The organism is Streptomyces sp. NPDC006208, from assembly GCF_040613775.1.
In the GTDB taxonomy this organism is placed as follows: Bacteria; Actinomycetota; Actinomycetes; order Streptomycetales; family Streptomycetaceae; genus Streptomyces.
The window spans coordinates 76,015-89,748 of the sequence record NZ_JBEXSW010000007.1; the positions used below are offsets into that span (position 1 = coordinate 76,015).

Annotated in this window: 12 protein-coding genes and 1 pseudogene; 7 read left to right on the plus strand and 6 right to left on the minus strand. The window is 70.3% G+C overall.

The annotated features are described in order from the left end of the window. Positions 1-293: 293 nt before the first annotated feature. The 3 genes from ABZ208_RS07285 to ABZ208_RS07295 form a co-directional block, all read right to left on the minus strand. On the minus strand, positions 294-977 hold the full coding sequence (locus tag ABZ208_RS07285) for a PadR family transcriptional regulator (protein WP_356908561.1): 684 nt from the start codon (positions 975-977) through the stop codon (positions 294-296). Positions 978-1,062: 85 nt separating this feature from the next. Next, entirely contained in the window at positions 1,063-1,524 is a 462-nt protein-coding gene (locus ABZ208_RS07290) for a hypothetical protein (protein WP_356908562.1), read from the minus strand. 158 nt (positions 1,525-1,682) lie between these two features. Further along, positions 1,683-3,314, minus strand: coding sequence for a protein kinase (locus tag ABZ208_RS07295; RefSeq protein ID WP_356908563.1), 1,632 nt, complete (start codon positions 3,312-3,314; stop codon positions 1,683-1,685). A 427-nt stretch (positions 3,315-3,741) separates the two neighbouring features. Between ABZ208_RS07295 and ABZ208_RS07300 the strand changes: the two genes are divergently transcribed. Continuing rightward, the gene (locus ABZ208_RS07300; RefSeq protein ID WP_356908564.1) at positions 3,742-5,271 is read left to right on the plus strand and encodes a protein kinase; all 1,530 of its coding nucleotides are present in this window, start codon (positions 3,742-3,744) and stop codon (positions 5,269-5,271) included. Between the two features lie 37 nt (positions 5,272-5,308). Here the strand turns inward: ABZ208_RS07300 and ABZ208_RS07305 are convergent, their stop codons facing one another. Beyond that, complete coding sequence (locus ABZ208_RS07305; RefSeq protein WP_356908565.1) at positions 5,309-6,316, minus strand: phosphotransferase; 1,008 nt, start codon at positions 6,314-6,316, stop codon at positions 5,309-5,311. Between the two features lie 314 nt (positions 6,317-6,630). Next, positions 6,631-7,051 (minus strand): annotated as a pseudogene (locus ABZ208_RS07310) (response regulator transcription factor); the annotation flags it as partial. A gap of 362 nt (positions 7,052-7,413) precedes the next feature. On the opposite strand from ABZ208_RS07310, the gene pdhA reads away from it, so the two are divergent. From pdhA to ABZ208_RS07325, 3 genes are read left to right on the plus strand one after another with little or no spacing between them, the layout of a single operon-like run. Further along, positions 7,414-8,559, plus strand: a complete 1,146-nt coding sequence (pdhA, locus tag ABZ208_RS07315; RefSeq protein WP_356908566.1) for a pyruvate dehydrogenase (acetyl-transferring) E1 component subunit alpha — start codon at positions 7,414-7,416, stop codon at positions 8,557-8,559. A 2-nt stretch (positions 8,560-8,561) separates the two neighbouring features. Then, on the plus strand, positions 8,562-9,542 hold the full coding sequence (locus tag ABZ208_RS07320; protein WP_356908567.1) for an alpha-ketoacid dehydrogenase subunit beta: 981 nt from the start codon (positions 8,562-8,564) through the stop codon (positions 9,540-9,542). A gap of 14 nt (positions 9,543-9,556) precedes the next feature. Further along, positions 9,557-10,990, plus strand: coding sequence for a dihydrolipoamide acetyltransferase family protein (locus tag ABZ208_RS07325; protein ID WP_356908568.1), 1,434 nt, complete (start codon positions 9,557-9,559; stop codon positions 10,988-10,990). Positions 10,991-11,092: 102 nt separating this feature from the next. On the opposite strand, the gene ABZ208_RS07330 is transcribed toward ABZ208_RS07325, so the two are convergent. Continuing rightward, positions 11,093-11,359: a LuxR C-terminal-related transcriptional regulator gene (locus ABZ208_RS07330; protein WP_356908569.1), complete on the minus strand. Its 267-nt coding sequence runs from the start codon at positions 11,357-11,359 to the stop codon at positions 11,093-11,095. A gap of 386 nt (positions 11,360-11,745) precedes the next feature. Between ABZ208_RS07330 and ABZ208_RS07335 the strand changes: the two genes are divergently transcribed. Genes ABZ208_RS07335 through ABZ208_RS07345 form a run of 3 tightly spaced genes read left to right on the plus strand, consistent with a single transcriptional unit; the run spans position 11,746 to position 13,527 of the window. After that, the gene (locus tag ABZ208_RS07335; RefSeq protein WP_356908570.1) at positions 11,746-11,907 is read left to right on the plus strand and encodes a hypothetical protein; all 162 of its coding nucleotides are present in this window, start codon (positions 11,746-11,748) and stop codon (positions 11,905-11,907) included. Positions 11,908-11,935: 28 nt separating this feature from the next. Beyond that, the gene (locus tag ABZ208_RS07340) at positions 11,936-12,139 is read left to right on the plus strand and encodes a hypothetical protein (protein ID WP_356908571.1); all 204 of its coding nucleotides are present in this window, start codon (positions 11,936-11,938) and stop codon (positions 12,137-12,139) included. After that, positions 12,136-13,527, plus strand: a complete 1,392-nt coding sequence (locus ABZ208_RS07345; protein WP_356908572.1) for a peptidoglycan-binding protein — start codon at positions 12,136-12,138, stop codon at positions 13,525-13,527. The genes ABZ208_RS07340 and ABZ208_RS07345 overlap by 4 nt, the downstream gene beginning before the upstream one ends. Positions 13,528-13,734 lie beyond the last annotated feature (207 nt).

Consider the following 13,734-nt stretch of genomic DNA (forward strand, 5'->3'; position numbering starts at 1 on the left):
CGGTGGACCGTATGGGCCGGTTGGCCGAGTACACAGGTCGGCCGGGTGCGGCGGAGCGGCCTGTGCGGCCGCCGTTGCCGCGGCGGCCGTGGCGTTACGTGACCTCGAGACCGTGGGCCTTGAGGTCGCAGGAACCTGAGACCGTCAGGTCGTCGGTCGCCGAGGTCCCAGGCCCGGTGCGGCGGTGAGGCCGCGTGGTCCGTCGTACGTATGGGTTCGGGTTCGTACAGGTGCCGGACAGGGCGATCGCGGAACAGGTGCCGGACGGGTCGGTGCGCGTCGCCGGGCGGTGGCTACGGCGACCATGGGTGCGCCGACGGGGATGCCGAGTGCGACGTGGCAGGGGGCGGGGCGGGAGGTGCGCTCGGCGGAGTCTGCGGCGGAGCCGCCGGCGCGGATGCGGCCGTCGGGTGCCCGGCTCCCCGACCGGCCGCCGCAGAGAGCCTGATGAGCCGCACTTCGCAGTGGTCGAGCCAGCGCGCTTCGGCCTCGGTCTGGAAGATCAGCTGCTCCAGCACGAGCAGCCATGCCACGTCGTCGCGCTCCTGCGATCCCCCGTTCTCGATGGCCGCGAGCGCCTGGGCCTTCAGACGCGTGTAGTCCTGCATCGCCTTCACCGTGTGGTGGCGCTGCGACTGGATGACTGCGCGGATGTCCACCCCGCATGCGCCGACCGCCATGGCGAGCTTGATGGCCAGCTCGTCACGCGGCGGGCTGCTGCGGTCCACGGGCGTCTCGAACCAGGTCTTCAGCTCGGTGCGCCCGGCCTCGGTGATGACGTACAGCGCATGGCCCGCCTCGTCCTCGCCGTTCAGGGCGACCATCCCGTCGCGTTCCAGGCGGTTGAGGGTCGTGTAGACCTGGCCGACGTTGAGCGGCCACGTCGCGCCGGTGCGCGACTCGAACTCCGAACGGAGCTGTGAGCCGTATCGAGGGCCGTGCTCTAGGAGGGCCAGTAGCCCGTGACGGATGGACATACTCAGTATGTATACCGAGTATGTCGACGGCCCTCAACCGTCGCCAGACGGACTCACGGCCTCCGTCCTGAGGAGGAGGGGAGGGTCAGCGGCGCCGCAGCCTCAGTCCCAGGAAGCCGATTCCGAGCCCCATGAGTGCCATTCCGGCCCCGAGCGAGAGCGGGGAGATCTGCTGTCCGACGGGGGCGGTGGTGCCCTGGGGGGCCTGGTGACGGGCGGCGGCGGGCGTGCTGGAAGTCGGCGCCGGCACCCATGTGCCCGCCACTTCGCCGAGGTCCTCCCGCTCGCGTGCCGCATCCTCCTCAGGAGGGGTGTCCTCGGGGGCGAGCGATTCCGGCGGCGAGGGCGTGGGTGGGATCTCGCGCCCGGGCCGCGGTCGCCCCTCCGCGGCCTGACGCCCGGCGAGGGACGTCGACGGGGCCGGCTTCGCCGTCGGGGCGGCGGCGGGGGCGGGGCCCGAACGCTCGTCGCAGTGGGCGACCGGGACGGTGATCAGGAAGAGCGAGACAGCAGTGATCGCGCACCGAGCGCGGAGCTTTGGAGTCACCGGGTGGCCCCCTCCCAAGCTGAGTCGCCGTCACCGAGATGGTGAAGTCAGCGTCACACGAGGGAACATTTCCGGCATCTCGGGCGTGGCAACGGCGGCGGCCCGGCACGCGCGCGTAAGGCGCGTGTGCCGGGCCGCCGCCGTCGGACGGGCTCGGGCTACTCCGGGTAGCCCGTGGAGACCTCAAGGGTGAAGGTCGCTTCGTCCTCGGAGACCTCTGTGTCGGCCAGCGGGAATTGCGAGACGACGATGTCCTTGCCCCACTGGGCGTGGGGGACTTCCTTGATGTCGAGTTTCCATCCCCGAGTGGCCGCGCACTCCTTCACCGACAGGATGTCCTTGTAGACGAAGTCGGGGGCCTGGACCTTGGACGGGTCGTTGTACCCCTCCCGGGCCTCCGAGCACTTCGTCGACTCGATCTTCCGGTTGCGCTCAGGACCCTTGTAGCCCGCCTGCTGTGAAGCCGAGTTCGTCGGGTCGCCGCCCGTCTGACCGCCCGGATCCTCCTTGTTCAGCGCGATCGCGGTGATCACGCCGCCGATCGCCAGTACGGCTACCGCGATCGCGCCGATGATCACCGGCATGTTCCGCCTGCCGCCACCACCGCCACCACCGCCGGTGCCGGCCGGTGCGGCGTGCGGCGCCATCGTGTACGGAGGCGGGGTGGAGGCCGCCGGAGCTGGTGTCTGGTACGCCGGCGCCGCCTGGTACGCCGGGGCCTGCGGGGGCCCCGGGTAGCCGTAGTGCGGCGTGGGGGCCGGCGTCGGCGGGCCGTAGGGGCCGGGCTGGTAGGGCGTCTGCACGCTCTGCGGCGCCGGGGTCGACTGGTCCAGTGGAGGGAAGACCGCCGAGCCCACGCCCGCGCCACTGCTCGTCGGCGTACCACCGATGATCACCGGTGCGCCGGTCTGCCCGGCCGCCGCGACCCGCGCGCACTCGTCGCGCATCGCAGCGGCGCTCGGGAAACGCTCGTTCGGGTTCTTCTTCAGGGCCCGGGCGACCAGGGCGTCCATCGCGGGGGTGACGGAGCGGTTGATCGTGGACGGGGCGACCGGCTCCTCCTGCACGTGCGCGTACGCGATCGCCAGCGGCGAGTCCGCCTCGAACGGCAGCCGGCCGGTCAGCAGCTGGAAGAGCATGATGCCGACCGAGTAAAGGTCGGAGCGGGCGTCCACGCCGCGCCCCAGCGCCTGCTCCGGCGAGAGGTACTGCGGGGTGCCGACCACCATGCCGGTCTGCGTCATGGACGTCACACCGGACTGCATGGCACGCGCGATGCCGAAGTCCATCACCTTGACGATGCCGCGCTTGGTCATCATCACGTTGCCGGGCTTGATGTCCCGGTGGACCAGGCCCATTTCATGGCTGGTCTCCAGTGCGGCCAGCACGTCGGCCGTCACCTTGAGCGCCTTGTCGGCCGGCATCGCGCCGTACTGCTGGATGTCCGCGCCCAGCACCGACCCGAGGGGCTGCCCTTCCACGTACTCCATGACGATGTACGGCATCAGAGCGCCGTCCAGCTCGTCCTCACCGGTGTCGAAGACCGACACGATGTTGGTGTGCGAGAGCTTGGCGACCGCCTGTGCCTCACGCCGGAACCGCTCGCGGAAGGACTGCTCGCGCCCGAGTTCGGTGTGGAGCGTCTTGATGGCGACCTGGCGGTCCAGGGCGGAGTCATAGGCCAGGTACACGGAGGCCATACCGCCCTCGCCGAGCAGGTCGCGAAGCTGGTACCGGCCGCCCGCGACCGAACCACCCGCGTAGCGGCCCTGTGCGCCGTCCTGGCTCATGACTGTGCATCCCCCTCGGCGCGAAGGCCCGACGGCCGTCGACGGTTCGCGTTGTTTCTGGTGTCCGTGCGTCGGTGATCCACGTGTTCGTGAACCGCGCGCTCGTGATCCACGTATTCGTGATCGACGGCGCATGATCCGCAATACACGACCGTGATCCCGTATTACAAGGGGCAAGTCTGCCCCAGGGGTCCGGCACGTCAAGCGGGGTGCCCGTTCCGTGACCGTACGCACAAGAAGCGTCTCGGAAGCGTTACAGGACCCGCATGGAATTTGCGCAGGTCGCTGGACAGCGGGTTTGATGGCCGGTCTCTCTCGGGACAGGCCCGCCACGTGAAGGCTGTAGCGTGACGTGGCACAGGGCCCGGTGACATGGCGGACCCCGCAGGCACAGCACGCACGCGGACAGAAACGACGGCGAGGACTGATGGCACCCGAACCCGAGGCAAACGGCGGCGGCGTGCCGGATTCGGCGGACGCCTTTGGCATCGGCGGACTGGTCGGCGACGGCCGTTACCGCCTGACGCATCGCCTCGGCCGGGGTGGCATGGCCGAGGTGTTCGCGGCGGAGGACGTACGTCTGGGTCGTACCGTCGCCGTCAAGCTGCTGCGCGCGGACCTGGCCGAGGACCCGGTCTCCAAGGCCCGCTTCACCCGCGAGGCACAGTCGGTCGCGGGCCTCAACCACCATGCGGTGGTGGCGGTCTACGACTCCGGCGAGGACGTGGTCGGCAACCAGACCGTCCCCTACATCGTGATGGAGCTCGTCGAGGGCCGCACCATCCGCGATCTGCTCGTCAATGCCGAAGCCCCGCCGCCCGAGCAGGCGTTGATCATCGTATCCGGTGTGCTCGAGGCACTCGCCTACTCCCACCAGCACGGCATCGTGCACCGTGACATCAAGCCCGCCAACGTCATCATCACCGACTCCGGCGCGGTGAAGGTGATGGACTTCGGCATCGCCCGCGCCCTGCACGGCGCCCAGTCGACGATGACCCAGACCGGCATGGTCATGGGAACGCCGCAGTACCTCTCCCCCGAACAGGCGCTGGGCAAGGCCGTCGACCACCGCTCCGACCTGTACGCGACGGGCTGTCTGCTCTACGAACTCCTCGCCCTGCGGCCCCCGTTCACCGGTGAGACCCCGCTCTCCGTCGTCTACCAGCACGTCCAGGACATCCCTGTCCCGCCGTCCGAGGTCTCGGACGTCGTGCCGCCGGAGCTCGACGGACTGGTGATGCGCTCGCTCGCCAAGGACGCGGACGACCGGTTCCAGAGCGCGGAGGAGATGCGCGGACTGGTGCAGTACGCGCTGCAGATGCTGCAGCAGCAGGGCAGCCACACCGGCGCCTGGAACACCGGCCCGGTCGAGATGTACGACGGTGGCCCGACCCCCGCGATGGGCATGACGGGGGCGACCGCCGCGATGCACCCCATGCACGGCGAGACCTCGCAGGGCCCGCTCCTGCCTCCGGTGAACCCCGACGACGGTGGGTACGACGGCGGCTATCACGGGGGCGGGGGCAACAGGGGCGGCGGCCGCAGCAAGGTGTGGCTGTTCGCGGCGCTCGCGGTGGTCGCGATCGCCGCGGGCATCGCGTTCGCGCTGGACCGGGCGAACAACACCGGCGGAACCACGGACGACACGACGATCTCCCAGACGCCGACGCAGACGGACGAGGAACCCACGCCGACCGACGAGCCGACCGACGAGCCGACCGAGCCGGACGACTCGACCGGCGGAGACGAGCTGCCGTCGTGGACGCCGACGCCCACTCCGTCGTACACCGAGAGCACGCCGCCGACACCCACGGACGACCCGACGACCACGGACCCGACGGAGCCGACCGACGAACCGACGGACGAGCCGACGGACGAGCCGACGGAGCCGACCGACGAACCGTCGACACCCGGCACCTCGGAGGGGAACACGGGCGCCCCCGGCGGTGAGGTCTGACCGCCCCCGCGGGCCGTTCCACCCGGCGAACGCCTCCTCACCCGGCGAACGCATCGCGCACCGCCTCGTACTCCTTCGTCCACCAGACCGCCAGGGCCGACACCGCCGGAAACTGCGGGTCGGCCCTTCGGTCGTCGAGCTGATAGCGCCAGCGCAGTATCCAGAAGTCGTTGAGCCGCTCCCACCACACCCGGTGGACCGCCGCCGCCAGTTCCCGCGCGTCCGCGCCCGCGGCGCGGCGGTACGCCCGCGCGTAGGCGCGTACCTTCGTCAGCTCCAGTTCACCGGCCGGCTGTACGAAGAAGATCGCCGCGGCCCGTACCGCCTCCTCCGCACGCGGCTGGACCCCCAGCCGGTCCCAGTCGACGATCGCGGCCGGCTCGGCGCCCCGGTACAGCAGGTTCAGCGGGTGGAAGTCCCCGTGCACCCAGCCACCGCCGCCGCCCGGCGGCGGTCTGCGGTCGGCGTACCGCGCCAGCAGGGTGCGGCGCTGGAGCAGCCGGTGCTCGGCGAGAGTGTCGAAGGAGTCCCGCGGGCGCACGGTGCGGGAGTGCACCAGCAGCTCCTCGATGAGCGCGAAGGTCTCCTGTGGGTCGGCGCTCTCGTACGCGGCCTGCGCTCCCTGGCCCGGTTCCATGACACGGGCCAGGCAGGTGTGCACCAGGCCGAGGAGGGAACCCAGCCGCCGGCACTGGGCGGTGCTGAGCTGGGCGCCGTTGCGATGGCGGCCGTCGATCCAGGGGTGCAGGGCGTAGCACCGGCCGCCGATGACCGCGACCGTGGTGCCGTCGGCGCCCTCGACGGGCGGGGCCACGGGCACACCGAGTGCCTGAAGGCGCTTCGTCGCGTCGTGCTGACGCGAGATGGCCTCGTGGTCGCCGTCAAGATGGTGCTTGAGGAAGTACGCCCCGCGGGTGGTGGCGAGGCGGTAGCCGCGGTTGAGGAGTCCCTGGGTGACGGGCTTGCAGGAGAGCGGCTCGCCGGGGAGGCGGTAGCGGCGCAACAGCGCGCCGACGGGTGGGGCAGGAGCAGATGAGCGCGGCACCCGCCAGATGTTAGATCACGCAGCGTGTCGAAACGGATGCGCTGGACTTTCGTCCAAGTGGTCCAGTACATGCACGGTCACTGACTGCGGCTCGTGCGCAGGAAGGCCGGATCGAGTTCCACCTACTCGGCGGTGCCGGTGAACTGCACCTTCCACAGCACCACGGCACCCGAGCCGTCCAGACTGCTCCGAACGGCCCGCCCTCGAACGAGTGACATGCGCCCGGCAGCCGTACGTCGATCGGTGACGTCAGCGGCGCTGCCGCTCCGCCTGCATCCGGGCACGGCTGCCGGGCACGCCGCCGCCTGCGACCGCCGCTCCAGCACGCGATCGGTCGCCACCGGGCGAGGAGCGACGTGCCGGCCGCAACGTCCCGCCCACCGGTCGGCAGCTCATTCCCGCGGATCGCCTTGAGCACATGACCCGAGGCCCCGGACATGATCGCGTCGAAGGGTGCCCCGTCGTTCCCGTACGAGGTGGGCATGGGCCATTTGATGTTTCCGTTGAGCGAACGGACCTCGCGACAGACCTCGACGCCGCTGCCGCCCGGCAGCCGCACACCGAGTACAGCGACGTCGGGGCGGGTCGCAGGGACCTGACCAGCGCATCTGCGGCCGTCCCGCCCTCGCCGACGACCTCGGCGCCACCCTCGGCGGAGAGCAGTTCGTACCTGCCAGGCCGGACAACCTCATGATCGCCCTGGAGGAAAACACTGATTTTTCTACTTTCGAGTATGAAAGCAGTCTCACACATTGACTCTTCCCGTGTCCGGGGTGACCGGGATAACGTGCCCGTGTTCCGGCGGCCCGCGCGGCCGACCAGTGCCCTGACCAGCAGGTGTTCCCACATTTCTCGATTTACTTGGAAATCCAAGCAAAATCGCAGGTCAAATGGGGTTTCGCAGTAATGTGAATCACTGGGTAACGTGCCTGTGACAGGGCACTCGCCGGAGCACCTGTCACGCCTGATTCCGGCCGAGTCGCACCCACCCCGTGCACAGGGCTGGATCCAGGCGGGAGCCTCCCCTTGCCTTGGGCGGGGGCGACACCAGGCCACACCGGCGAACCCGGGGGCCGGACCGACGGAGGAGCACGCACGTGACCGTGGAGAGCACTGCCGCGCGCAAGCCGCGACGCAGCAGCAAGCGCGTGAGCGCGGCCAAGACACAGAGTTCCGAGCCCCAGCTCGTACAACTGCTGACGCCCGAGGGTGAGCGCGTCCAGCACCCCGAGTACGACATCGATCTGACCCCCGACGAGCTGCGCGGCCTGTACCGGGACATGGTCCTCACGCGCCGCTTCGACGCGGAGGCGACCGCCCTGCAGCGCCAGGGCGAACTGGGACTGTGGGCTTCACTGCTGGGTCAGGAGGCCGCCCAGATCGGCTCGGGACGCGCCCTGCGCGACGACGACTACGTCTTCCCGACCTACCGGGAGCACGGCGTCGCCTGGTGCCGCGGTGTCGACCCGACGAATCTGCTCGGCATGTTCCGCGGAGTGAATCACGGCGGCTGGGACCCGAACAGCAACAACTTCCACCTGTACACGATCGTCATCGGCTCGCAGACGCTGCATGCGACGGGCTACGCGATGGGCGTGGCCAAGGACGGCGCCGACTCGGCCGTGATCGCGTACTTCGGCGACGGCGCGTCCAGCCAGGGCGACGTCGCCGAGTCGTTCACGTTCTCCGCGGTCTACAACGCCCCGGTGGTGTTCTTCTGCCAGAACAACCAGTGGGCGATCTCCGAGCCGACCGAGAGGCAGACCCGCGTCCCGCTGTACCAGCGCGCGCAGGGCTTCGGCTTCCCCGGCGTCCGCGTCGACGGCAATGACGTGCTCGCCTGCCTGGCCGTGACCCGGTCCGCGCTGGAGCGGGCCCGCCGTGGCGAGGGGCCGACGCTGGTCGAGGCGTTCACGTACCGCATGGGTGCGCACACCACCTCGGACGACCCCACGAAGTACCGGCACGACGACGAGCGGGTGGCGTGGGAGGCGAAGGACCCGATCCTGCGGCTCCGTACGTATCTGGAGAACGAGGGGCACGCCGACGAGGCGTACTTCACCGCGCTGGACGAGGAGAGCGACGCGCTCGCCAAGCGGGTGCGCGAGGCGGTGCGGGCCATGCCCGACCCGGATCCCATGGCCATCTTCGACAATGTCTACGCCGACGGGCACTCGCTCGTGGACGAGGAGCGCGCCCAGTTCGCCGCCTACCAGGCGTCGTTCGCCGAGGAGGGCAACTAGTCATGGCTGTACAGAAGCTCCCTCTCGCGAAGGCGCTCAACGAGTCGCTGCGCAAGGCCCTCGAGACCGACCCCAAGGTTCTGATCATGGGCGAGGACGTCGGCAAGCTCGGCGGCGTCTTCCGGATCACCGACGGACTGCAGAAGGACTTCGGCGAGGACCGGGTCATCGACACCCCGCTCGCCGAGTCCGGCATCGTCGGCACCGCGATCGGACTTGCGCTGCGCGGCTACCGCCCGGTGGTGGAGATCCAGTTCGACGGGTTCGTCTTCCCTGCCTACGACCAGATCGTCACGCAGCTCGCAAAGATGCACGCGCGTGCTCTCGGCAAGATCAAGCTGCCTGTCGTCGTCCGGATCCCCTACGGCGGCGGAATCGGCGCGGTCGAGCACCACAGCGAGTCCCCCGAGGCGCTCTTCGCGCATGTCCCGGGCCTCAAGGTGGTCTCGCCCTCGAACTCCTCCGACGCCTACTGGATGCTCCAGCAGGCCATCCAGAGCGACGACCCGGTGATCTTCTTCGAGCCGAAGCGCCGCTACTGGGACAAGGGTGAGGTCGATGTCGACGCGATCCCCGGCCCGCTGCACAAGGCCCGCGTCGCCCGTGAGGGCGCCGACCTCACCCTCGCCGCCTACGGCCCGATGGTGAAGGTCTGCGTGGAGGCTGCCGCCGCGGCGGCCGAGGAGGGCAAGTCGGTGGAGGTCCTCGACCTGCGCTCGATGTCCCCGATCGACTTCGACACCATCCAGTCCTCGGTCGAAAAGACCGGCAGGCTGGTCGTCGTCCACGAGGCGCCGGTCTTCTACGGCTCCGGTGCGGAGATCGCCGCTCGTATCACCGAGCGGTGCTTCTACCACCTGGAGGCCCCGGTCCTGCGGGTCGGCGGCTTCCATGCCCCGTATCCGCCGGCCCGGGTCGAGGAGGAGTACCTTCCGGGTCTGGACCGGGTACTCGACGCCGTCGACCGCTCGCTCGCGTACTGAGGAGTGCCGTGACCATGACTGCAGACACTTCACTCCGCTTCCGCGAGTTCAAGATGCCCGACGTGGGCGAGGGGCTCACCGAGGCGGAGATCCTCAAGTGGTACGTCCAGCCCGGCGACGCCGTCACCGACGGCCAGGTCGTGTGCGAGGTCGAGACGGCGAAGGCGGCCGTCGAGCTGCCGATTCCGTACGACGGTGTGGTGCACGAGCTGCGCTTCGAGGAGGGCACGACCGTCGACGTCGGCACGTCGATCATCACGATCGACGTGGCGCCGGGGTCGGGTCCCGTCGAGGAGCCGCCGCCGGCGGCCACCGAGCCCTCGCTCGCGGCCGCTGAGCCGGAGGAGGAGGCCCAGCCGCAGGGCCGTCAGCCCGTGCTCGTCGGCTACGGCGTCGCGGAGAGCTCCACCAAGCGCCGCCCCCGCAAGGCCACGGCCGGCGTTCCGGAGCAGGCCGCTGCCGCCGCCGTCCAGGCCGAGATGAACGGCCACGGGACCACTGCCCCGGCCGGTCCGCGCCCGCTGGCGAAGCCGCCGGTGCGCAAGCTCGCCAAGGACCTCGGTGTCGATCTGGCGCAGATCACCCCGACCGGCCCGGACGGCATCATCACCCGCGAGGACGTGCACGCGGCGGCCGCACCCGCTCCGGCCGCGGCGCCGGCCGTCGCGCCCGTGGCCATGCCCGCGCCGGAGCCGGCTCCGGCAGGGGCGGCAGGGGCGGAGGCGGCTGGGGCACCCGTCGCCGGTCTGCGCGAGACCCGTGTCCCGATCAAGGGCGTACGGAAGGCGACCGCCGCCGCGATGGTCGGCAGCGCCTTCACCGCGCCGCATGTCACGGAGTTCATCACGCTCGACGTGACCCGCACGATGAAGCTTGTCGAGGAGCTCAAGGCTGACAAGGACATGGCGGGGCTGCGGGTCAATCCGCTGCTGCTGATCGCCAAGGCACTACTGGTCGCGATCAAGCGGAACCCCGGGGTCAACGCCTCCTGGGACGAGGCCAACCAGGAGATCGTGCAGAAGCACTACGTCAACCTGGGCATCGCGGCGGCCACGCCGCGCGGTCTCATCGTGCCGAACATCAAGGACGCGCACGAGAAGACCCTGCCCGAACTGGCGCAGTCGCTGGGCGAACTGGTCGCCACGGCCCGCGAGGGCAAGACCACCCCGGCGGCGATGCAGGGCGGCACGGTGACCATCACCAACGTCGGCGTCTTCGGTGTCGACACCGGTACGCCGATCCTCAACCCTGGTGAATCCGCGATCCTCGCGGTCGGTGCGATCAAGCTCCAGCCCTGGGTCCACAAGGGCAAGGTCAAGCCCCGTCAGGTCACCACACTGGCGCTCTCCTTCGACCATCGTCTGGTCGACGGCGAACTGGGCTCCAAGGTCCTTGCGGATGTCGCGGCGATTCTGGAGCAGCCGAAGCGGCTCATCACCTGGGCCTGATGTCCTGTTTCACGTGAAACGCCCGGCCGGGTTATTCCGGCCGGGCGTTCGCGTTGCCTGCCAGCAGCCGACCGGCCTGTCCCGCCCTCGCGCCGCTGTTTCTCAGGCCGCCGGGACCGGGCAGGAAGCGCACCTCAGTAAGTGGTGCAGTGCGGCGACCGCGCACAGCTGTGTGCGGCTGATGTCCCCCAGTTTCGCGCGCATATTGGCGACATGGAATTTGACGGTCCGCTCTTTGACCGTCAATTCCGCTGCGGCAGTCGCATCGTCAACCGCGTCCCGGAGAGCGACGAGTACGTCGTGCTCACGAGCGGACAGTCGTGGAAGCCGCTGGATTGCGCCCATGACGACACCCTGGATTGCTGTCATTCAGCCCCCCGTCCCCTGAAGTGCCCTGTCAATTTAGGCAGTTGAACGCTTCGGTGCCAGCGGATAGCCTCGAGATTCGCCAAGATCGCTACGGGGGGTAATCGCGCGTAAACAGATCACTGCCATGACCGCGACGGCCCTGATGGCGACGGCGACGGTGGTCGGCGGGTGCCGGTCAGGCTTCGGCCGAGAGCGAGGGCGACGGATACCGCGATGCGGGCGAGGTCTGCTTCTTCTCGCACTCGGGCAGCACGGACCTGTCGACGTCCAACGGTTGGCATCGCGACACCTTCTGCACCCGTCCGCAGTGGACGGACCTGCTCTACGTCTGGAAGAACAGCCCGACCGAAAAGTACCCGCTGTACGACGGCACGGACGGATCGGTCATGAATGCAACGGGCACCTGGAACCGGGACACCGGCAAGGTGGTGCGCAGCTACTACAACTCGGGCTGGGGCGGCCGTTACTGCACCGTCCCCAAGGGCGGCAGGGTGAATGTCTTCGGCAACAGCCTTGACAACAGGGCCAATTCGCACGCCTTTATCTGATCCTTTTGACGGTCGAGGTCGTATGCGCGTGAACAGACGCACCATCGCGCTCCTGGGCGCCCTGCTCCTCGCCACCGGCTGCTCCGCCACGGGCGGCCCGGAATCGAAGGGGCAGGGCGGCAAGGAGCCGCCGCTCGACACCGCACTGACCGTGCGGACGGGCAGCGACGGGGCGATCGACCACAGGGGATACCAGGCCGCCCACTGGGCAGAACTGGTGAGGGACCGATGAGCGAGAGCGGCACGAGCAGCGACAGCAACAGGAGCGAGGGACACCGAAGGCGCCGGCGGCTGCTTCTCGGCGTGGCCGGCGGTGCCGTGCTGCTCACTGCTGCCGCAGTGCTCGCCTCCACCGGCATCAAGTCACCGGCCCAGGCCGCTGCGGACGCGGGCCCGCCGCCGGCCGATGTGCTGACCGCGCCCGTCGAGCGCCGGGTGCTCACGGACTCCCTGGTGGTACGCGGCACGGTCGTGGCCGGCCAGACCCTGACCGTGGCGCCCGTCGTCGCCGGCGGGGGCGAGGGTGGGGCCGTGAAGCCCGTCGTCACCAAGCTGCCCCTCAAGGCCGGGAAGACGTTCAAGGGAGGCCAGTTGCTCGTGGAGATCTCCGGACGGCCGGTCTTCGCGCTGAAGGGCAGGATCCCGGCGTACCGCGACCTGAAACCCGGAGCGGAAGGCGACGATGTCGCCCAGCTGCAGCGGGCGCTGTCCGCACTCGGCCACGGCACCGGCACGGACGCGCCCGGCCGCTATGGCACGGGGACCAAGGCGGCGCTCAACGCGCTCTACCGGGCACTCGGTTACGAACCGCAGCCCGCCCAGCCCGACGCCGAGGAGAGCACCAAGGCCGCGCAGGCCACCGTGACCGCGGCCCGGCGTGCCTGGCAGGACACCGAGCCGGGCGTCGCCAGGACCCGGGCGTCCGAGGACTATGCGGCGGCACGGGCGGAGTTGGCGGCCATCGAGGCCCGGAGCGGACCGATGCTCCCCGTCGGCGAGGTCGTCTATCTGGAGAGCTTCCCGGCGCGGGTGGACAGCCTGGGGGTACGGCTCGGCGGCGAGGCGGGCACCGAGGTGATGACCGTCTCCGCCGGGCGGCTCGTCGTCGAGGGGAACCTCGCCCCGCACGAGAAGGGCCTGGTGCGAGCCGGTCTGAAGGTGCTGATTCACTCCGAGCTCACCGGCACGGAGGCGGTGGGCAGGGTCGGCCCGGTCACCGAAGGCATCGCGGCTCCGGCCGCTCCGGGCGCCTCGGGCGCCGAGCAGGAGGGGCAGACACAGCCGGAGAACGGCGGGCTGCCCGGCTTCACCATGCATGTGACCCCGGACGAGCCGCTGCCGCCCGAACTCGCAGGCCAGGACGTACGGCTGACGGTCCAGGCCGCGTCTTCCGACGGCAAGGTGCTGGTGGTCCCGGTGTCCGCGGTGTTCGCGGGCGCGGACTCCCGTACGACGGTGATGGTCGCCGGACCCGGAAAGACCGGCGACACCCGCCGCCGGGTCGAGGTGCGCGTGGGGATCTCGGGCGACGGCTTCGTGGAGGTGCAGCCGGTGCGCGGCGGACGTCTGTCCGAGGGCGACCGGGTCGTGGTGGGCGAGACGAAGGCCGGCGCGCCGTGACCGGGCCGGACCCGACGGACGCGCGTCCGACCGGTCCCACCGGGACCGTGTCCGCCCCGGCGGGGCATGGCGGTGTGACCGGTCCGCACGATGCGCCGCCGGGCGGAAGCGGGGTCGCGCGGGGGCAGGCTGATGGGCCGTCGGCCCGCCCGGTGTGCGGTGCGGCGGGCGTGCGTCCGGCCGGAGTGGTGCCCGGCGATGCGGAGG